Consider the following 20505-nt stretch of genomic DNA (forward strand, 5'->3'; position numbering starts at 1 on the left):
CGGTAATGAACGGGATGAAATGAGGGCAGGCGTGCGCTTTGGCATCGTGGCATCGGCGTTTGCGCTAGCGCTAGCGCTGGCGCCTGCGCCCTTGCTGGCGCAGGACGCCGCACCCGCAACCAACACCCCGGCCACCGACAGCATCGGCCCGCGCGACTTGCAGGATTTTACACTGAACGGCACCGTCACACGCGCGGCACCGCCGACGCCCGTCCGCCCGGTTCCTGCACCGGCCGCGACGCGGCCAGCGACCACGACCCCGTCCAGCGTAACACAGCCGCGCAATCGAGCGCCGACTGCGACGCCCCCGCGATCAGCGTCGACACCGCCGGTGACCGTGACCCTACCGCCCGCCGGTGCACTGCCCGACGCGATCGTGGCCGGGCCGATGCCAGGGCCGGCCGCCCAGCCCAGTTTTAAATCGACGCCGACTGCGCCCGTCGATGCGACCGCGAGCTCATCGAGCGGCCATCTCCCGTGGCTGCTGGCCTTGCTTTTGCTCGGGGCCGGCGCAGCCTTCGCCGCATGTCGCCGGCGGTCGCAACCAAGATATGCGACCGCCGGCGGGGATTCGGACTATCTCGAATTGGCGCTGCCGGAGCTCCCGCCGCAGCCCCGCTCTCGCGCCGCGCCGCCACCTGCACCTGCGCCGCAGTCGGCGCCTTCGAAACCTGCTCCCCCGCAACCCTCGCCGACGCCGTCGGGCATCGTCTCAACCAGGCTGCGCCCGTGGCTCGAGATCGCCTTCCTGCCAGGGCGTTGCGTCGTCGAGGAGGACGGCGCGACGATTCAGTTCGAAGTCGAGGTGTACAATTCCGGCACCGCGCCGGCGCGCGAAGTGCTGGTCGAAGCCAGCATGTTCAACGCCGGTCCCGAGCAGGACGCGGAGATCGGCGCGTTTTTCGCCCACCCCGTTGCCCAGGGCCAACGGATCCCGGCGATCCAACCGCTGACGCGCATTGCCATGCAAAGTGCAGTCAGCCTGACGCGCGAACAGATGCGTCAGTATGAGGTTGGCGGGCGGCGCCTGTTCGTCCCGCTGGTGGGCTTCAACGCTCTCTACAAATGGAGCGGCGGGGACGGTCAGACGTCCACCAGTTATGTCGTCGGGCGTGATACCCAGGTCGAGAAAATGGCCCCGTTGCGCCTCGACCTCGGCCCGCGCATCTTTCGCGGGCTTGGTGCGCGCCAGCACAGTGTCGGCGTCCGGACGTAGGTGTTAGGGCGGCTTAGAAACGAAGTTTGACGGACAGCATGACCCGGTTGCTCGGAAAGCCGCCGACGTCTTGTTGTTCGACGTGAATTTTTGCTGCGACATTGCCGGAAAGCTTAACCGACGCGGGTGGCAGCGCCGGACCAAGAGGTGCCTCTGGGCCAAGGCGATAGTCTTGCGGTGGCTTGGCGCAAACGACAATTTCGCCGGTTTCTCGATCGGCGCCGGCTTTGCACCGCTTTTCCGTCAATTGCCGCGGCTCGATTGCGCTAATCGCAGCCACGGGCTGGGCGATGGTCATCAATAGCAGCAACATTGCCGTCTCCAACCGAGCGCGGACATCATAGGTGTCGCTGCAGCAGGCACAATGCCGCCCAATCCCGCGACGACGCGCTTGGTCGCGTCGAAAGGAGAGTTTGGGGCGCTGAGGTAGCGATGAAGGACATCGGGTCGTTAGGCGCTAATGTTCTCTTTGAATGGCAAGCGGACGGTGCCAAGGATAGCGCGGGGCGGCGAATTTGGGGGGAGGAAGCGCTTGCTTAAGCGTCGCTACAGCCTGTGCCTGGCATTGGGACTGATCTTTTCGGCAATGCCGGGCGACGTCGTGGCGGCCGTGCCAGCCTTCACCAAACGCAAGCCAACCCCCGCTCCGCCCTCGAATATGGCCCCGCTTCCGCCGGCCGCGATCGACGATACGCTGGCCATTGGTGGAGACGACATCAACGCGCGCAAGGTTCGCACGCGCATGACCGTCGAGGTCAAGCTCAATGATCGCGGCCCCTACCATTTTGTCGTCGACAGCGGCGCCGACACTTCGGTCGTCGGACAGCGCATCGCTCGCGACTTGCAATTGCCGGCTGGCACGCCGGTAATGCTGCACGGCATGACGGCCAGCGGCCGCGTCGACCGCGTCCTGGTCGACCAGCTGTCGCTGGGACAGAGCACAATCAGGAACCTGCAGATTCCGGTGTTGATGGAACGGGACTTGGGCGGTGAGGGCATGGTCGGCATCGACGCACTCGTCGAGCAGCGACTGTTGATGGATTTCGAAAAGCGCGTGATCAAGGTCGAAGACGCGCGACAGCCCGCACGAATGCTGGATGGCGAGATCGTCGTGACGGCACGGCGCCGGCGTGGCCAATTGATCCTGACCCAGGTCCGCGCCGCTCGTTTGCCGGTCGACGCAGTCATCGATACCGGATCGGAAATCACGATCGGCAATCTTGCGCTTCGCGACCGTTTGATCCGCGGCAATCGGGACAAGTTCACAACGGTCGCCGCGACCGGTGTCACCGGGGTAACCATCGATTTGCAAATTGCCACGATTGCCGAACTTCAGCTGGGCTCGATAACCCTGCGCAATGTGCCGATTGCCTTTGCGCAGGTGCCACCGTTCGCGGTGTTTGGCCTTTCCGACCAGCCTGCGTTGCTGCTGGGGACCGACCTGCTCGAAGTGTTCCGCCGGATATCGCTCGACTTTCGGCGGCGCAAAGTCCGCTTCCAATTGCGGCATTGCGAGTCAACCGGGATTGTGATCAGCACCTCGCCGACGACGTCCCTCACGCGCCTTTCGAGCGATAGTACCGAAGTGTGCCGACGGTAATTCAGGACCAAGTCGGCTAGCGACAATGCAATCGAGAAAGCGCAGTCTCGACAGCGCCGGCAAAGACTCAGATTGCCAGCATGCCCAAGACAGCTACCGAGCCATCGCTCACATGGTGCCAGCCAAGCTGCACCTCCCGGAGATATGTCCTGGCGAATTTCGGGCGGAGCGCGGTCACGGCCAGATCTGCTCCGGCAAACGCCAAACATGGCAACGCGCTACAGCGCCGTCCCCACCGCATTATAATTGTGCCAGGCGAGCACGGCGGCGGCACCGCGATGCGGGCGCCAGGTTTCGCCCAAGTCGCGCAATTGCTTTTCGGTCGGGCGCTCCTTGAGTCCGAGCATTTTGCCGATCGAAACCTGGACCGCGAGATCGCCGGCTGGCCACACGTCGGGCCGGCCTTCGGCGAACAATAAATAGATTTCCGCCGACCAACGGCCGATGCCCTTGATCTTGGTCAGCAGCGCGATCGCTTCTTCGTCGTCGGATGGCAGATGGGCGAGGTCGAGCTCGCCCGACAGGATCAGCCCAGCAAGACTGCGCGAATAGCCCGCTTTCTGGCGCGAGATGCCCGCCGCCCGCAGGTCCTCGTCGCTTGCCGTGAGGATGCGCGTCAAATCCGGCGGGGTGCCATAGGCGGCTTCGAGCTTGGCCCACATCGATCGCGCCGCGGCGACGCTGACTTGTTGGCCGACGATGGTTCGCAACAAAGTGATCGCCCCGCGCTCGCTGTTGCGCGGTTCGGGCTTGCCGTGCTGCTTAAGCACCGCCGCGAACCCCGGTTCGAGCGCGGCCAGCGCGTCGATGCTTTTACTAAGCGACGCGGCAGTGCGGACCATCAGGCGATGCTCGCCGCGTAAAGCGCGACCGCGGCCGCATTGGACACGTTGAGGCTTTCGATTGCGGCGCTGATCGGCAACCGGGCGACGGCGTCGCAATGCTCGCGCGTATTGGGCCTTAAGCCGGGGCCTTCGGCACCCAGTACCAAGGCGACGCGCGCCGGCCCCAGCGCGTCTTTCAAATCCATCTCGGCTTCCCCAGCCAGTCCCACCCGCCAGAAGCCCGCCTCGCCGATTTCGTCGAGCGCGCGGGCCAGGTTGACGACCCGTGCCCACGGCACCCGCTCAAGCGCTCCCGATGCGGCCTTGGCCAGGGCCCCGCTTTCGGGCGGCGAGTGGCGGTCTTGGGTAACGATGCCAACGGCCCCGAACGCCGCCGCCGAGCGCAAGATAGCGCCGACATTGTGTGGATCAGTGACCTGGTCGAGGACCAGCAGGAGAGCTTGCTCCGGCGCGCTGCTGATAATGTCCCCGAGCCAGATATCCTCGAGCGGTTCGACTTCGATCACGACGCCCTGGTGCGGGGCGTCGTGCGGTACCAGCCGGCCGAGGTCGGCGACGTCGGCAAACGTCACCGGGACATCTTTTGGAAATTGCATGAGGCCCGCGGTCTCTTGGGTCGCCCAGGCGCGCAGAACCTTGCGCTCGGGATTGTCGAGCGCCGCAGCGACCGCGTGCTTACCCCACATGCGCGGGCGATTGGGTGAGCCGTGGGGGTGAGAGCGTTTGTGCCTGGCCATTGGCGAGCGCTCATGCGGCGACAGCGGCGGGCTGGCAAGCCGGAGGTTATGGCCGGTATGCGGACGCGTCGATTGGCTGGAAGTGCAGCCGGCGGCGCGATCGCCAGGTGCCAACCGCCAGGATCAGCAAGATTGGATAACTCCACAGGCGGCCGGCCGCGGCATAAGCGATCGGGACCATGTCGGGATCCAGCGCCTTTAAGAAATGCGCAGTGCTGGTCGTTAGCTGGAGGCCGCTAATCCACAACGGCCAGAAGCGATCGGACCTAAGGGCAACGAAGGTGAATGCGCCAAGGGTGAAGACGTCGACGATCAGGACGCCGAGTTCGACGCTCGCGTAGCGCAGGCCGGCGGGGGCGACGAGGGCAATGCTGGCCGCGGTTGCAATGATGCAGGCAATCGCCGCCAGCCGCTCGTCCGAGCGTCCGCGCCAAAGGGCATATCCGCACGCCCCGACCAGGAGCGTATTGAAGATGATCAGCCGTATCATGCAAAGTGACCGGACAATGCTTGCATTGCCCGGTCAATCCCATTTCAGGCGACGATGCGCAAATCGGTGCGTGCGATTTTGGGGCAATCGCCTTCGTCGCCGAACCCAACCGTGCGCAAGCCCGGCACCTGGCCCTTGGCGTCGACCAACGCGGCGTGGCAGCCGACCATCGACCCGCGAGCCCCGACCAAGGCGGTCAGCGCTCCAGCTAGTTGTTCGAAGGCTTCGTGGCCCGTTCCGACGCCGATGCCCGCAACCGACCGGACGCGCACCATCTTGCCTTGAAGTTCGCCAAGCTCGGCGAGCGCGAGGTCAATGCTGTCTTCGACGGCCCGGACCTGGGTGGCGACTTCGTAAGCAGCGTTCTCGATCATTTGTTTGCGCATGTCTGCTCCTTCCCCGAACGCACGCGAATGCGCCGGGTCTGTTGTCGGAGTAAGCGGCGAAGGATCTAGCGGTTGAGGAGTCTTCCGAGACTTTCGAGCCCAGCGAGGTACATCCCCACCGAAAAAGCTGCTCCGGTCGCGATCAGAAATATCCACAGCAATCGCTGGCCGACGCTCATCTCATTCCGGGGGTTGCTCCTCGTTGCGAACGGCATCTGCAGGGAGGGCCGGAAGGTCGCTGGCCTCTGCTCGGTTATGAAACCAGCGGTTCCGGTCCCCCCTGCTCGGTCAGCGTGCCGAATCTGAATACTGACCGCCCCATCGGACTGGGCGGTCCCGTCGTCCGGCTCAACATACGGCGATTGATGTATCAACCGCTGATATGGGCCGCAGTGGCGGGAGACGAGGCGAGCGGCCTGGCTGCGGCGCTCGACGCACAGAATATGAAGCGCTCCCCGGATGCGTTGGTCGACGGTATGCGAGGAGATATGGAGTTCGTTGGCGATCTCCTTGGACGACAAATGCTGGTCGACCAGGAGGAGGCAATCAAGTTGGCCAGCGCTCAGTCGCGCCACGCGGCTCGCCACAACGTCATCAATTTGTGCAGGATCATGCGAACCTGCTGCCGCGATGGCCACCCGAGCTCCTCCCAAACGCAACTCGACACTGCCGCGAAACTGCGCCCGAGTCAGCAGTAACTTAAGCCAGAATCGATGGAACTGCTAATTTATATCTAACCAAGGTTAAGTTTATTGGCGTTTGACGGCGTTTGGGTGTCGTTCGTTCAGATCGTGGTGGAGAGGGCTGGATTCGAACCAGCGTACGCTTGCGCGGGCAGATTTACAGTCTGCTGCCTTTAACCACTCGGCCACCTCTCCAGAGGCGCGGCACATGGCCACGGGCCGGTGTGCTGTCAATTGTCCCAACTCGCGGGAAGCGAAGGCGCTCCAAAATCTCAATCTCACTTCGCGAGGTCGGATTATGGAGCGGGTGAAGGGAATCGAACCCTCGTCGTAAGCTTGGAAGGCTTCTGCTCTACCATTGAGCTACACCCGCCCGCGAGCAGGGACCAATGCCATCGGCGGCTTCACCGCGTCAACCGCGTCCGCGTTCAGCAGCGCGAAAGCTTGCGCGTCGCAGGGGCCGCGGCTAATTTGTTACGGCGCTGGCTTTTGCTTCGCGTTCAGGGGGTTATCCAATAACAATGCCGATCGAGACCATCCTGCGCCCGATCCTCGACACCGTGCTCGACGCGGTGGTGGTGATGGATCGCAACGGCATCATCCGCGCCTGGAACCACCATAGCGAGACCATCTTCGGCTGGACCGCGGACGAAGCGATCGGCCACAACCTCGGCGACCTCATCGTCCCCCCCGCCATGCGTGAAGCGCACCACCGCGGTCTCGCCCGCTTCAACGCCGAGGGCGTAGCGCGTGTGCTCGACCAGCGCCTCGAACTGTCCGGAATCCGCCGCGACGGCAGCGAAGTTCCGGTCGAATTGTCGATCACGCTGGTCAACCGCGAAGGCCGCGAGATGTTCGTCGGCTTTCTCCGCGACATCTCCGAGCGCCGCCAAGCCGAGGCGCAGGTCGAGTTTCAGCTGCGCGAGAGCCGGCTGATGCTCGAACTGAGCGAACTGGCTGGCCGCGATGCAAGCTTCGAAAAAGCGCTGGTGGCGACGCTCGACGCCATTTGCGAACTCGCCGAATGGCCGGTTGGCCATGCTTTCTTGGTCGATGACGACGATTGCACTCTGGTCTCCTCGGTTTGGAGCACAAGCGCGAAAACGGCTGCCCGGCCGCTCGTCGAAGCGACTGCCGCGATTGCCTTCGGCCGCGGCATCGGTCTGCCCGGCCAAGTGCTCGAGACCGTCCAGCCGGTGTGGATTTCCACCCTCGAAAGCGACCGCGCGTTCCTGCGCAAGGGGCTTGGCTTCGAAAGCGGCTTTGCGTTCCCCGTCTCCAGCGGCGGGCGTTGCATCGCGGTGCTCGAATTTTTCTCGACCAACCCGCGCCAACCGGAGCCGGCGCTATTGCTGTCGGCGCGCGCGATCGGCGCCCAGGTCGGCCGAGTCCACGAGCGCCGCCGAGCTGAGGAACTCCAGGCGCTGTTGCTGGCCGAACTCAATCACCGCGCCAAGAACATTCTCGCGGTGGTCCGCGCCATTGCCCATTTGAGCTTTGGCTCGGCCAGCGACCTCGCCCAGGCTCAGGCGATCTTCGACCGACGGCTGGATTCGATCGCCAAGGCCAACGAAATCCTCCACGCCCAGAGTGGCCAGGCAGCGCTGCTCGGCGACATCGTCAAGGAAGCGTTGGACGGTTGCGCCGCACCGGCCGATCGGGTGACCGCGGCCGGGCCCGACTTATGCATCGACAGCTCGACCGCCATCACGGTCTCTCTGGCGGTCCATGAATTGTGCACCAACGCGTTCAAATATGGCGCGCTGTCGGTCGTCGGCGGGACCGTCGCGATGCGCTGGAGCGGGGTGGCCGACGACGACACACGGTTCGATTTCGAATGGGTCGAGAGCGGCGGCCCGGCTGCCGAGACGCCCAGCCGCAGCGGCTTCGGCATGCGCATTCTCCAGCGCGCGATGGAGCTCGAAACCGGCGGCAAGGCCGAGGTCGGTTTCGCGCCGACCGGCCTCACTTACCGGATCGTCGGCGCCCGCCACCGCGGCGCCCCAGACCGCGCCAAGGCCGCCTGACTATTTCCGCAGCGCCGCTTGACGCCGCGCAAAAGCATCGCCTACCAGCCACTTATGCACCGCCTGCAAACCGCCGCCGCAGCTCCGACCGTCACTTGGTGGCGTTCCGCGACCTTTGCGGCGCGATGGCGCGACTGATCTAGCTCCCACCAGATCATCGTTTGCCCGCCCGCCTTCCGGCGGGCTTTTTTTAAGGTGCATTCCGTCATGAACAGCAATCTCTCGCTTGCCCGCGCGACCGCGCCGGCGCGTGCATTTCCTTTATCGGCTGACCATTCCACGCCTGTACCCAACCCGCTTCCGCGCCTCCTCGCCGGGGATAATCTGACCAGTGAGGACAGCGAACATCTGTTCGAGCGACTGGTGGTCGGCAAGCTCGAACCGGCCGAAATCGGCGGCATGCTGATCGCGCTTCGCATGAAGGGCGAGACCGCGGAAGAGATGATCGGCGCGGCGCGCGCGCTGTTCGCGGCGGCGACGCCGTTCGACCGGCCCGATTATTTGTTCGCCGATTGCTGCGGCACTGGGGGTGACGGTTCGGGCATGATCAACGTCTCGACCGCGACCGCGTTCGTCGTTGCGGCCGCCGGGCTGCCGGTCGCCAAGCACGGCAACCGCAGCGTCAGTTCGTTGTGCGGGTCGGCCGACGTGCTCGAAGCGCTCGGCGCTCGCCTTGACGTCGAACCCGGCGACGCCCGCCGCCTGCTCGACGAGATCGGCTTCTGCTTCCTGTTCGCCCCGGCTTATCATCCGGGAATGAAGCACGCCGCGCTGGTACGGCGACAATTATCGGTGCGCACCGTGATGAATCTACTGGGCCCGTGCATCAATCCGGCGAGGCCGCCGGTCCAGTTGCTCGGCGTCGCCGATCCCAAGATGCTGCGCCGGGTCGCCCAGACGCTGGATGCGATGGGCGTCCGCGAGGCGCTAATTGTCCACGGCGGCGGCGTCGACGAGGTCGCGCTGCACGCCGAAACTCGAGCCCTCAAACTGTCGGCCGGCGTAATGCATGAGATCGTCATCACGCCCGAGGAGGCTGGCCTCGAACGGGCATCGCTGAGCCTGGTGATCGGCGGCGACGCGCAAGAGAATGGCGCCCGGCTGAGGGGCTTGTTGCATGGCGCGGGGACGCCGCCGGAGCGGGCTATCGTCGCGCTCAACGCCGGCGCGCTACTGATGACCGCTGGCCTTGAACCGACGCTCAAGGAAGCCGTCTCCAGGGCGGCCGATACATTGGCGTCGGGCGCGGCAGGGCGCGTGCTCGACCGGTTTGTTGAGGCGAGCCATGGCTAACGGAATTCTCGGGGACATCGTCGCCGCCAAGCGCACCGAGTTGGCCGCCCGCTTCGATGGGCGGTCGCTCGATGCGATGCGGGCCCGGGCAGTGCCGACCGCCCGCAGCCTTGAACAAGCCATCGCCAAGCCCGGCGCCCGCTTCATTCTCGAGATCAAGCGGGCCTCGCCGTCGCTGGGGTCGATCCGCGCGGCCGCCGATCCAGCCGAGATCGCGCGGGGCTATGCCGGCGTCGCCGATGCCCTGAGCGCGCTGACCGACCAGCGTTATTTCGGCGGCTCGGTTTCCGACCTTGCCCTCGCCCGGGCGGAATTCGACGGGCCGGTGCTGGCCAAGGACTTCTTCATTGACCCGCGGCAAGTGGTCGAGGCGCGGCTGGCCGGCGCCGATGCGGTGCTGGTGATGCTGTCGGTCCTGGACGACAGCGCGGCGCGTCTGTTGATCGAAGAAGCGCGGCGGTTCGGCATGGACGCGCTGGTCGAGGTCCATGACGAGGCCGAGATGCAGCGCGCGCTGGCGCTCGGCGCGCCGCTGATCGGCATCAACAATCGCGATCTGCGCGACCTGTCGATCGACCTTGCGACGACCGAACGGCTGGCCCCGCTGGCGCGCGACCGGCTGCTGCTGTCCGAATCCGGAATTGCCGGACGCAGCGACATCGCGCGACTAGCGCCTTGCGTCGACGGGTTCCTTGTCGGCAGCGCGCTGATGCTGGCCGACGACCCGGCGGACGCGGCGCGGGCGCTGGTATTCGGCCGGATCAAGCTGTGCGGCGTCAATTGCCCCGACGATGTCGCCGCCGCCGTCGCCGCCAGCCACATCGGCCTGGTCTTCGTTGCGGCCAGCCCACGCGCGATTGGCCTTGCCGAGGCGCGTACGCTGCTGGGAAGCGCCGCCAAACCGGTCGGAGTCTTTCGCGATGCGCCGTTGTCCACAATCGTCGAAGCGGTGTCGTCGCTCGACCTTGCCGCGGTCCAGCTACACGGCAACGAAAGCGCTGATGATTTGCGGCAGCTTCGGCGCGCAATTCCTGAACGTTGCGAGATTTGGGCCGCGGTCAGCGTTGGCTCGGAGCCGCTCGAGCGGCCCGGCGCGGACCGCCTGCTGTTCGACAATGGCTCCGGCGGCAGTGGGCGAACATTCGACTGGAGCCTGGTCAGAGACCATCCGGAGCTGCCGCGTGCGCTCATTGCGGGCGGCATTGGTCCGGATAATGCCCGCGAAGCAGCGCGGCTGGGAGCTTACGCGCTGGACGTCGGCTCGGCGGTCGATGCCCGCCCGGGCGTCAAATCCGCCGAGAAAATCCGCGCCTTGTTCGAGACACTGCGGCAGCCGGCGCGGCACGAGGTGCGACAATGCGCCTGAGCGGCCGCTTCGGGCGCTTTGGCGGCACTTTTGTGCCCGAAATCCTGATACCCGCGCTCGAGCAGCTCGAAGGCGCGTTCCTTGACGCACAGGAGGACCCGACGTTCGTTGCGGAACTCAACGGCCTGCTCGCCAACTACGCCGGCCGGCCGACACCGCTCACCCGCTGCCGCAACCTGCCCCAGAACATCTACCTCAAGCGCGAGGATCTGCTCCACGGCGGCGCCCACAAGACCAACCAGGTGCTCGCCCAGGGATTGCTCGCCAAGCGCATGGGCAAGACCCGGCTGATCGCCGAAACCGGCGCCGGACAGCATGGCGTCGCCACCGCGCTGGCGGGCGCGCTGCTTGGGCTGAAGACGCGCATCTACATGGGCGCGCACGACATCGAACGACAGCAATTGAACGTGTTCCGGATGGAGTTGATGGGGGCCGAAGTAGTGCCGGTGACAAGCGGCGGCCGCGGCCTCAAGGACGCGATCAACGAGGCGCTGCGCGACTGGTCGGCGAGCTTTGCCGACACCCATTATCTGCTCGGCACGGTCGCGGGTCCGCACCCGTTCCCGCTGATGGTGCGCGAATTCCAGCGCGTCATCGGCAAGGAAGCGCGGGCCCAGATGCTCGAACAAATCGGGCGCTTGCCGGATGCGGTGATCGCCTGCGTCGGCGGCGGCTCCAACGCCATCGGGCTGTTCGCGGATTTCCTCGACGATGACGTGCGGCTGATCGGGGTCGAAGCGGCGGGCAAGGGACTCGATGGCGCCGAGCATGGCGCGACCCTGCTGCGCGGCCGGCCCGGCATCCTCCACGGCGCCGAGACCTATGTACTCCAGGACGAAGACGGGCAGATATCGGACAGCTGGTCGGTGTCGGCCGGCCTCGATTATCCCGCGGTCGGCCCCGAACACGCGCATTTGAAAGACAGCGGGCGCGCGGAATATGTCGGCGCCACCGACGCCGAGGCGCTCGCCGCGTTCAAGCTGCTGGCGGAGAAGGAGGGGATTTTGTGCGCGTTCGAATCGGCGCACGCGTTGGCCCACGCGCTCAAGCTGGCCGACGCGGAGCCGGAAGTGCTGGTGCTGGTCGGCCTATCCGGTCGCGGCGACAAGGACGTCGCCCAGGCGCAGACGCTGCTGGGGCCGTCGGCATGAGCCGCTACGCCGCGATGTTCGATCACCTGCGCGCCACCGGCGAAGGCGCACTCGGCGCCTTCCTGATGCTCGGCGATCCCGATCTGGAAACCAGCGCCAAATTGCTCGATGCGGTGGTTGCAGGCGGCGCCGACATGATCGAGGTCGGCATCCCCTTCTCGGACCCGGTCGCCGATGGCCCGGTGATTCAGGCCGCCGCCAAGCGGGCGCTCGACGCTGGCGTGCGGGTGGCCGATTGCTTCGACCTCATCGCCGGCTTCCGCGCCCGCCACCCCGACATCCCGGTCGGCATATTGACCTACGCGAATCTGGTCATGGCCCGTGGGCGCGAAGCGTTCTTCGCGCGCGCTGCCGCTGCCGGGATCGACAGCATCCTCGTCGCGGACGTGCCGGCGCGTGAGGCCGAGCCGTGGGCAGTCGAGATGCGGGTAGCGGGCATCGCGCCGGTGCTGATCGCCGCCGCCAATACCCCGTCCGCCACGCTCGCCGAAATCGCGCGGCTGAGCGAGGCGTTCACCTACTGCGTGACCCGGGCCGGGATCACCGGCGGGCACGCCGACGCCCGGTTCGACCCGGCCTTGCTACGCGCGCTTGCTGAAGCCGGCGCGCCGCCGCCGGTGTTCGGCTTCGGCATCTCCACTCCCGAGCACGTCACGGCGGCGCTAGCGGCGGGCGCGGCGGGGGTGATCAGCGGCTCGGCGATTGTCGCGCTGGCCGCCCAGGGAGGCGATGTCGCGGCATTTGTTGCCACCTTGAAAGCGGCGACTCGGAACGACTCCGCTCGGCATTGATTGAATCGGCTCCGAAACCAGGAGGCGATGGATCATGGCAGCGCGACCAATATGGCGGGGACAGATCCGGCTGGCGTTGGTGTCGATCCCGGTCGAGATCTATTCGGCGACCAAGAGCGGCGCGTCGATCGCCTTCCACCAGGTCCACGAGCCGTCGGGCAAGCGCATCAAATATGAAAAGGTCGTCCCCGGCATCGGACCGGTCGCCCGCGACGAGATCATGAAGGGCTATGAAGTGTCGAAGGGCCATTATGTGCTGCTCGACCCCGAAGAGATTGAAAGCGTCAAGCTCGAGAGCCGCAAGACCGTCGACCTGGTCCAGTTTGTCGACCTCAATGACATCGACCCGATGTATTTCGACAAACCCTATTATGTCGTGCCGGCCGACGACCTCGCTGAGGAAGCGTTCGTGGTTCTGCGCGATGCATTGCGGGCAGCGCGCAAGGTCGGCATCGGCCAGCTCGCCATGCGCGGCCAGGAATATGTCGTCGCGCTGAAGCCGTGCGGGCGCGGGATGCTGCTCGAAACATTGCGCTATGCCGACGAAGTCAATCGGGCGGCGGGCTTCTTCCGCGAGATCGGTGAGGCCAAGCCCGATGCCGATCTGCTCGACCTCGCGGCGACTCTGATCGCAAAGAAGTCGGGCGAATTCGACCCCAAGGAATTCCACAACCGCTACGTCGACGCGCTCAAAACACTGATCGCCGAGAAGCAGAAAAAGAAAGGCGAGAAAATCATCCAAGACCCCGACGACCGCAAGCCCGGCAAAGGCGCCAACGTCATCGACCTGATGGCAGCGCTCAAGAAGAGTCTGGGCGACGACGGAGCAAAGAAAACGGTCGCGAAGAAAGCGCCGGCGCGCAAGCGGGCTTAGCCAATGGCCAAGCGACCACTCGACATCGCCACCTACAACGCCAAGCGCGATTTCAAGAAGACCGCCGAGCCCAAGGGCCGCAAGCTCAAGGGCAAGGGGAATAGCTTCGTCGTCCAGAAGCACGAAGCATCGCGGCTGCACTGGGATTTCCGGCTCGAAATGGACGGCGTGCTGAAAAGCTGGGCGGTGCCCAAGGGGCCGAGCCTCGACCCCGGTCAGAACCGCCTGGCGGTCCACGTCGAAGACCACCCGCTCGATTATGGCGGCTTCGAAGGGACCATCCCCAAGGGCGAATATGGCGGCGGCACGGTAATGCTGTGGGACCAAGGCCGCTGGATTCCCGAGCCGGGCAAAGACCCCAAAAAGACCATCGCCGAGGGCCACCTCCACTTCCGCCTCGAGGGCGAGCGGATGAAGGGCGACTGGGTGATGTTTCGGCTGAAGGGTAAGCCGGGCGAAAAATCCGAGCCGTGGATGCTCAAGAAAGTCACCGACGAATTCGCCAATGCGGAGGCCGGCGACGCGCTGGTCGACGATTGCGTGACCAGCGTCACCACCGGCCGGACGATGGCCGAAATCGCTTCGGGCAGCGAGGTCTGGCACTCGAGTTCGGATGGCCAGAAGCGCGGCCGCGCGACCAAGCAAGCGGGGCAGGGGCCGCCGCCGTTCCAATCGCCGCAACTCGCGACTCTGGTCGATGCCGTGCCGACCGGCCCCGACTGGATCCACGAGTATAAATATGACGGCTACCGGCTGTTGATCGCCACTGGCGACGGCGCCGCGACCGCGTGGACCCGCAATGGCAAGGACTGGACCGACAAGTTCCGCAGCCTCGCCAAGGCTGCGGCAAGCCTGCCCGCCGGCTGCCTGATCGACGGCGAGGCGGTGGCGCTGAACGCCAAGGGCAAGCCCGATTTTCAGCTGCTCCAATCGACATTGAAGGACAGCAAAGGCGCCAATCTGGCCTATTACGCCTTCGACCTGCTGGTCGACCGCGGCCAAGACATCCGCAAACTCCCCAATGTCGAGCGCAAAGAGCGGCTCGCCGCGCTACTCAAAGTCGTCGGCTCGCCGATCCTCTACGGCGACCATCTCGTCAGCAAGGGCGAGGCGCTGTTCGACGCGATCTGCGCCGAAGGCGGCGAGGGGATCATCGCCAAGAAGGCGTCGGCGCCGTATCGCGGCGCGCGCACCCGCAACTGGCTCAAGGTGAAATGCACCCGGCGGCAGGAATTCGTCGTCGTCGGCTGGGCGGACAGCGACAAGCGCCGTGGCTTCCGCTCGCTGCTGCTCGGCCTCAAGCAGGGCCGCAAGCTCACTTATGCCGGCAAGGTCGGTACCGGCTTCGACGCCCAGACGATGCAGGTCCTGCTCGGCAAGATGCGCCCCCTCCAGCAACCGGAGCCACCGCTCGAGGTGCCGAGCGCGGAGCGCAAGGGCGCGCATTGGATCGCGCCCAAGCTGGTCGCCGAGATCGCCTTTGCCGAATTCACCCGTGAAGGCACCTTGCGCCATCCCAGCTTCATTGCGCTAAGGGACGACAAGCCGGCCAAGGACGTCGTCCGTGAAACGCCCAAACATCTGACGAAGTCGGAAAAGCAAGGCGAGCGCGCCAACGCGGCCGGCTTCGGGATCACGATCACCAACCCCGACCGGGTGATCTTTCCCGAAAATGGTCTGACCAAGGCCGACCTCGCCGATTATTATGCGCGGGTCGAAGCGCTGATGATGGTCGACACCGCCCGTCGCCCGGTGACCCTGATCCGCTGCCCACAGGGACGCGGCAAGCATTGCTTCTTCCAGAAGCACGACAGCGGCACGATGGGCGAGCAGGTCAAGCATATCCCCATCAAGGAAAAAGACGGCAAGGTCGCCGATTACCTCTATGTCGACGACGTGCGCGGCCTTCTGGCCTGTGTGCAAATGGGGACCATCGAGTTCCACGGCTGGGGCAGCCAGATCGTCAAGGTTGAATACCCCGACCGGCTGGTGTTCGACCTCGATCCCGACGTCGGGCTCGATTTCGCCGCGGTCCGTAGTGCCGCCGTGCGGCTGCGCGACTTGCTCTCCAATTTGGGTTTGAAAAGCTTCCCGCTGCTGACTGGCGGCAAGGGCATCCACGTGGTCGTGCCGCTCGACGCCACGGCCAGATGGGACAAGGTCAAATCCTTCGCCGAGCGCTTTTCCCGCGCGGTCGCCGAAGCCGAGCCCGAGCGCTTCACCGCCAACATCCGCAAGGCCCAGCGCAAGGGCCGTATTTTCCTCGATTGGCTGCGTAATCAGCGCGGCGCGACCGCGGTCCTGCCATACTCTGCCCGCGCTCGCAAAGGCGCTCCCGTCGCCACGCCGATCGCCTGGGAGGAACTCGACGACTATGACGGCGGCAATGCGTTCACCATTCGCGACGTCGACCGGCTGATTGAGCGTGCCTCATCGAAAATGCTGGCGGGTTGGGGATCGGCCAAACAGGCGTTACCAAAGGCGTAATGCGCGCGCTTCTCCCACCCATGTTGCTCCTGCTGACGGCGGCGTCGCCGCCCGAGATTGCTCGCTTGCGTGGGCAAGCGTCGCGGGTGTCGATCGTCCGCGATGACTGGGGCATTGCCCATGTCCGCGGGGTCAGCGATGCCGACGCGGTGTTCGGCATGATCTACGCCCAGGCCGAGGACGACTTCCCCCGCATCGAGGCGAATTATCTGACCTCGCTCGGCCGCACGGCGGAGGCGGATGGCGAAAAAGCGATCTGGCAGGATCTGCGCGCGCGGCTCTATGTCAGCGAGCCCGAATTGAAGGCCGATTACGCGGCCAGCCCGCCGTGGCTCAAGGCGCTGATGAACGGCTGGTCCAATGGCCTCAATTACTATTTGGCGACGCATCCGCAGGTCCGCCCGCGGGTGCTCACCCGGTTCGAGCCGTGGATGGCCTTGTCGTTTACCGAAGGCAGTATCGGCGGCGACATCGAGAGCATCGATTTGGGCGAGCTGGAGCGCTTCTATTCGGGCAGGCAAACAGCAGCGGTCGCGGCGGTCGCCGTGCCGGACCTGGAACCGCGCGGGTCCAACGGGATCGCCATCGCCCCGGCGCTGACCAGCGGCGGCAAGGCGCTGCTGCTGATCAACCCGCACACCAGTTTCTTCTTCCGTTCCGAGCAGCAGGTATCGAGCCTCGAGGGTCTCGACGTCTACGGTGCCGCGACCTGGGGACAGTTCTTCATCTACCAGGGTTTCAACGCCCACGCCGGCTGGATGCACACCTCGAGCGGCGTCGACAATATCGACGAGTTCGCCGAGCTGGTCGGACGGCAGGGCAAGCGAATGGCCTATCGCTACGGCAGCAGCTGGCGGCCGCTAGCCACACGCCCGGTCACCATCCGCTACCGCACCGCCAGCGGCAAATTGGCATCGCGCAGCTTCACCACCTGGCGCACCCACCGCGGGCCGATCGTCCGCTCCGAAAGCGGGCGCTGGATCGCGTTCGCGATGATGGACCGGCCGGTTTCGGCACTGCAGCAGTCGTTCCTCCGTACCAAGTCGACGGATCTCGCCTCGTTCCTCGACGTCGCCCGGCTCCAGGCCGACAGTTCCAACAACACGCTGTTCGCCGACAGCAAGGGCGAGATCGCCTACCTCCACCCGCAGTTCGTGCCGCGCCGCGACGACCGCTTCGATTACACCAGGCCGGTTGATGGCGGCGACCCGGCTACCGACTGGAACTCGCTGCATCGGATCAGCGAGCTGCCCAATGTGATCGATCCACCCAACGGCTGGGTGCAGAACACCAACGCCTGGCCCTATCGCGCCGCTGGCGAATTCAGCGCGAAACGCGCTCACTTTGCCAAATATATGGACAAGTTCGGCGAGAATTTCCGCGGTCTCCACGCGCAGGCGCTGCTGACCGGCAGCCGCGGCTGGACGCTCGATACATTGCAGGCGGCGGCGTTCGATTCCAACCAGCCCGGCTTCGCGGCGCTGATCCCGCCGTTGATCAAAGCTTTTGACGGCTTGCCGAGCGGCGCTCCGCAACGCGCCGCGCTCGCCCAGCCCATCGCCCTGCTGCGCGGGTGGGATTATCGCTGGAGCGCCACGTCCGAAGCGCAGTCGCTGGCGATGGCCTGGGGCGAGGCGTTGCACGCAGCGCTCACTATCCCGGCCGGCGAACAGAGCAATGTCACCATGATGCGGCTGGCCCGGGATACCAGCCCGGCGGCCAAGCTTGAGTCTCTAGGCACTGCGGTTGCGCGTTTGACCGCTGACTTCGGGACCTGGCGTGTGCCGTGGGGCGAGATCAACCGCTTCCAGCGGATATCGCCGGCGATCGACCATCCGTTCAGCGATGCCGCGCCCAGTCTTCCGGTGCCGTTCGCATCGGGCAATTACGGCTCGCTGGCATCATTCGGTGCCGCGCCCAAGCTGGGCACCAAGCGCTGGTACGGCACGTCGGGCAACAGCTTCGTCGCGGTGGTCGAATTCGGGCCCCGGGTGCGTGCCCGGGCGGTGACGGCCGGCGGCGAGAGCGGCAATCCGGCGTCGCCGCATTTCAACGACGAGGCGCAGCGTTACGCGAGCGGCGCGCTGCGCGAAGTTTATTTCTATCCCGACCAGCTGAAGGGTCACACCGAGCGGGTGTACCGGCCGGGAGAATAATCGTCATTGCGAGGAGCCGCAGGCGCTGCGCTCGCAATGACGGCTAGCCGGCAAACCGGTCGGTGGCGCGGATCAGGCCGTCGAGCACGCCCGGCTCGTTATACAAATGGCCGCCGTCGGGGATGATGTTGAGCTCAACTTCGGGCCACGCCTGCTTGAGCGCCCAGGCCGCCTTGGGTGGCGTACAACTGTCGTGGCGGCCCTGGACAATGACGCCCGGAATACCGCGTAGCTTGGCCGCGTCGCGCAGCAGCTGCCCTTCCTCGAGCCAGCCTTTGTAATACATATAATGGTTCTCGATCCGGGCGACGGCGATCGCCTTGTCGGGCTCGGTGAATTCCTCGATCACCTCGGGGTGCGGGAGCAAGGTGACGGTCTCGCCTTCCCACTTGCTCCATGCCTTAGCGACGACGAGCCGCTCGTCGGCGTCGTCACCGGTCAGCCGCTTCAAATAGGCTTCGACCAAATTGCCGCGTTCGGCTGGCGGGATTGGCGCGATGAACTCTTCCCATTTGTCGGGGTAAATCGAATTGGCGCCGTCCTTGTACAGCCAGTCGATTTCATACTGGTCGAACAGGAAGATACCGCGCAGGACCAGCTCGGTCACCCGCTCGGGGTGGGCTTGCGCATAGGCCAGCGCCAACGTCGAACCCCAGGAGCCGCCGAACACCATCCATTTGTCGACCCCGGCTAGGACCCGCAGCCGCTCAATGTCTTCGACCAGATGCCAGGTGGTGTTGGCCTCAAGGCTGGCGTGCGGTGTCGAGCGGCCACACCCGCGCTGGTCGAACAGCAGGATATTGTACCGCGCCGGGTCGAACTGGCAGCGATGGCTGGGGCTGGCGCCCGCGCCCGGGCCGCCGTGCAAAAAAACCACCGGCTTGCCCGCCGGATTGCCGCATTGTTCCCAGTACAGCTGATGACCGTCGCCGACATCGAGATGGCCCGATTGGTACGGCTCGATTTCGGGATAAAGGGTGCGAAGCTGGCGCGTTGCAATGTCCATCTAAAAGCTCATTTCCTCGTAAACCCGGCTGATGTCGCCGCCCCATTCGCCCGAATATTTGTCGAGCAAGCGGTCGGCCGGAGTCATGCCGCTTGCGACCACGTCGCGCAACGGGTCGAGAAAGCCGCCCTCATTGTCGCCGGCCGCGTTGAGCACCGCGCGGCGCGTGAGGCCCATTGAGGCGATCTCGACCACTTCGCGCGCCAGATCGAGCATCTTCCCGCCGCCCGGCACCGGTGTTTCGAGTGCCAGCCGGGGGACGTCGTGACGCAGCTGCTCGCGCTCGGCGATCGACCAATGCTTGACCCGGTCCCAGGCAGCATCGAGCGCTTCGTCGGCATAGAGCAAGCCGACCCACAAAGCGGGCAGCGCGCAAATCCGGCTCCAGCGCCCGCCATCGGCGCCGCGCATTTCAAGGAAGCTTTTGAGGCGGACTTCGGGAAAAGCGGTCGACAAATGGTCGGTAAAATCGCTCAGCCGCGGCTTCTCGCCGGGCAGTTGCGGTAGTTTCCCGTCGAGGAAAGCGCGAAAACTTTCGCCGGCGACGTCGATATATTGGCCGTCGCGAAACACGAAATACATCGGCACGTCGAGCGCATAATCGCAATAACGCTCATAGCCGAAGCCGTCCTCGAACACGAACGGCAGCATGCCGGTGCGATGGGGATCGGTGTCCTCCCAGATGTGGCTGCGGAAGCTTTTGTAGCCGTTGGGCTGGCCTTCGGTGATCGGCGAATTGGCGAACAGCGCCGTCGCCACCGGCTGCAGCGCCAGGCCGACGCGGAATTTCTTCACCATGTCGGCTTCGGACGCATAGTCGAGGTTGACCTGGATGGTGCAGGTCCGGAGCATCATGTCGAGCCCAAGGTTGCCAACCCGCGGCATGTGCCGGAGCATGATCGCGTAGCGGCCCTTGGGCATGATCGGCAGCTCGGCCCGGGTCTTGTCGGGCCACATGCCGAGCCCGAGGAAGCCGAGCCCGAGCCGGTCGCCGACCGCCTTGCACTGCTCGAGGTTCCGCGCCGCCTCGGAGCAGGTCTGGTGGAGGTTCTCGAGCGCCGCGCCCGACAGCTCGAACTGGCCGGCGGGCTCCAGGCTGACGGTGCCATCGGGCCCCGACAGCGCGATGACCTTCCTGTTTTCCTCGACTGGCCGCCAGCCGAATTCGGTCAGGCCGAGCAGCAGGTCACGGATACCGCCGGGCTCTTCCCACGACGGCGCCCGATGGTCGGCGCAGCGATAGACGAATTTCTCATGCTCGGTACCGATCCGCCAATCCTCGCGCCGCTTCTCGCCGTCGATGAAAACCGACAGCAAATCATCGCGGTTTTCGATCGGCCGGGCGGTTTCGCCGTCATCGTCGGTGCGCGTAGTCATCGATCGCGCCCCTAGCCGCG

Annotated in this window: 18 protein-coding genes and 2 tRNA genes; 11 read left to right on the forward strand and 9 right to left on the reverse strand. The window is 65.3% G+C overall.

Annotated features, from left to right (window positions below; all coding sequences use genetic code 11):
• Positions 1-31: 31 nt before the first annotated feature.
• The gene (locus tag RMO25_RS07650) at positions 32-1216 is read left to right on the forward strand and encodes a hypothetical protein (protein WP_309662010.1); all 1185 of its coding nucleotides are present in this window, start codon (positions 32-34) and stop codon (positions 1214-1216) included.
• Positions 1217-1229: 13 nt separating this feature from the next.
• Here the strand turns inward: RMO25_RS07650 and RMO25_RS07655 are convergent, their stop codons facing one another.
• Complete coding sequence (locus RMO25_RS07655; protein ID WP_309662011.1) at positions 1230-1514, reverse strand: hypothetical protein; 285 nt, start codon at positions 1512-1514, stop codon at positions 1230-1232.
• 234 nt (positions 1515-1748) lie between these two features.
• On the opposite strand from RMO25_RS07655, the gene RMO25_RS07660 reads away from it, so the two are divergent.
• A complete protein-coding gene (locus RMO25_RS07660) occupies positions 1749-2816 on the forward strand; it encodes a retroviral-like aspartic protease family protein (RefSeq protein WP_309662012.1) in 1068 nt (355 codons plus the stop codon).
• A gap of 218 nt (positions 2817-3034) precedes the next feature.
• On the opposite strand, the gene RMO25_RS07665 is transcribed toward RMO25_RS07660, so the two are convergent.
• The 4 genes from RMO25_RS07665 to RMO25_RS07680 are packed head-to-tail and all read right to left on the reverse strand — an operon-like array spanning position 3035 to position 5274.
• Positions 3035-3658, reverse strand: coding sequence for a DNA-3-methyladenine glycosylase 2 family protein (locus RMO25_RS07665; RefSeq protein ID WP_309662013.1), 624 nt, complete (start codon positions 3656-3658; stop codon positions 3035-3037).
• Complete coding sequence (gene rlmB / locus RMO25_RS07670; RefSeq protein WP_309662014.1) at positions 3658-4398, reverse strand: 23S rRNA (guanosine(2251)-2'-O)-methyltransferase RlmB; 741 nt, start codon at positions 4396-4398, stop codon at positions 3658-3660. Before rlmB ends, RMO25_RS07665 begins: the two co-directional genes overlap by 1 nt.
• Before the next feature lie 46 nt (positions 4399-4444).
• Positions 4445-4888 carry a hypothetical protein gene (locus RMO25_RS07675; RefSeq protein WP_309662015.1) on the reverse strand — a complete coding sequence of 148 codons (444 nt, stop codon included), beginning with the start codon at positions 4886-4888 and terminating at the stop codon, positions 4445-4447.
• 44 nt (positions 4889-4932) lie between these two features.
• A complete protein-coding gene (locus tag RMO25_RS07680; protein WP_309662016.1) occupies positions 4933-5274 on the reverse strand; it encodes a hypothetical protein in 342 nt (113 codons plus the stop codon).
• A 365-nt stretch (positions 5275-5639) separates the two neighbouring features.
• Between RMO25_RS07680 and RMO25_RS07685 the strand changes: the two genes are divergently transcribed.
• Entirely contained in the window at positions 5640-5972 is a 333-nt protein-coding gene (locus RMO25_RS07685; protein WP_309662017.1) for a hypothetical protein, read from the forward strand.
• A gap of 94 nt (positions 5973-6066) precedes the next feature.
• Here RMO25_RS07685 and RMO25_RS07690 read toward each other — a convergent pair.
• A tRNA-Tyr gene (locus RMO25_RS07690) sits at positions 6067-6152 on the reverse strand.
• A 104-nt stretch (positions 6153-6256) separates the two neighbouring features.
• Positions 6257-6330, reverse strand: a tRNA-Gly gene (locus tag RMO25_RS07695).
• A 148-nt stretch (positions 6331-6478) separates the two neighbouring features.
• Here RMO25_RS07695 and RMO25_RS07700 point away from each other — a divergent pair.
• From RMO25_RS07700 to RMO25_RS07735, 8 genes are all read left to right on the forward strand, one after another.
• A complete protein-coding gene (locus RMO25_RS07700) occupies positions 6479-7984 on the forward strand; it encodes a PAS domain S-box protein (RefSeq protein WP_309662018.1) in 1506 nt (501 codons plus the stop codon).
• Between the two features lie 207 nt (positions 7985-8191).
• Complete coding sequence (trpD, locus tag RMO25_RS07705) at positions 8192-9277, forward strand: anthranilate phosphoribosyltransferase (protein WP_309662019.1); 1086 nt, start codon at positions 8192-8194, stop codon at positions 9275-9277.
• Complete coding sequence (gene trpCF, locus RMO25_RS07710; RefSeq protein WP_309662020.1) at positions 9270-10643, forward strand: bifunctional indole-3-glycerol-phosphate synthase TrpC/phosphoribosylanthranilate isomerase TrpF; 1374 nt, start codon at positions 9270-9272, stop codon at positions 10641-10643. Before trpD ends, trpCF begins: the two co-directional genes overlap by 8 nt.
• Positions 10634-11794 carry a tryptophan synthase subunit beta gene (trpB, locus tag RMO25_RS07715; protein ID WP_309662021.1) on the forward strand — a complete coding sequence of 387 codons (1161 nt, stop codon included), beginning with the start codon at positions 10634-10636 and terminating at the stop codon, positions 11792-11794. The genes trpCF and trpB overlap by 10 nt, the downstream gene beginning before the upstream one ends.
• A complete protein-coding gene (trpA, locus tag RMO25_RS07720) occupies positions 11791-12585 on the forward strand; it encodes a tryptophan synthase subunit alpha (protein WP_309662022.1) in 795 nt (264 codons plus the stop codon). The genes trpB and trpA overlap by 4 nt, the downstream gene beginning before the upstream one ends.
• Positions 12586-12619: 34 nt before the next feature.
• The gene (locus RMO25_RS07725) at positions 12620-13459 is read left to right on the forward strand and encodes a Ku protein (RefSeq protein WP_309662023.1); all 840 of its coding nucleotides are present in this window, start codon (positions 12620-12622) and stop codon (positions 13457-13459) included.
• Positions 13460-13462: 3 nt separating this feature from the next.
• Positions 13463-15946 carry a DNA ligase D gene (gene ligD / locus RMO25_RS07730; RefSeq protein ID WP_309662024.1) on the forward strand — a complete coding sequence of 828 codons (2484 nt, stop codon included), beginning with the start codon at positions 13463-13465 and terminating at the stop codon, positions 15944-15946.
• Positions 15946-18102, forward strand: coding sequence for a penicillin acylase family protein (locus tag RMO25_RS07735; RefSeq protein WP_309662025.1), 2157 nt, complete (start codon positions 15946-15948; stop codon positions 18100-18102). The genes ligD and RMO25_RS07735 overlap by 1 nt, the downstream gene beginning before the upstream one ends.
• A 43-nt stretch (positions 18103-18145) precedes the next feature.
• On the opposite strand, the gene pip is transcribed toward RMO25_RS07735, so the two are convergent.
• Together pip and RMO25_RS07745 are read right to left on the reverse strand one after the other, a co-directional pair.
• Positions 18146-19108 (reverse strand): prolyl aminopeptidase, encoded by a 963-nt coding sequence (pip, locus tag RMO25_RS07740; RefSeq protein ID WP_309662026.1) that lies wholly within the window; start codon positions 19106-19108, stop codon positions 18146-18148.
• Positions 19109-20485, reverse strand: coding sequence for a glutamate--cysteine ligase (locus RMO25_RS07745; protein ID WP_309662027.1), 1377 nt, complete (start codon positions 20483-20485; stop codon positions 19109-19111). It abuts the gene before it with no gap.
• Between the last annotated feature and the right edge of the window lie 20 nt (positions 20486-20505).

The organism is Sphingomonas sp. (assembly GCF_031361285.1).
Taxonomy (GTDB): Bacteria; Pseudomonadota; Alphaproteobacteria; order Sphingomonadales; family Sphingomonadaceae; genus Sphingomicrobium.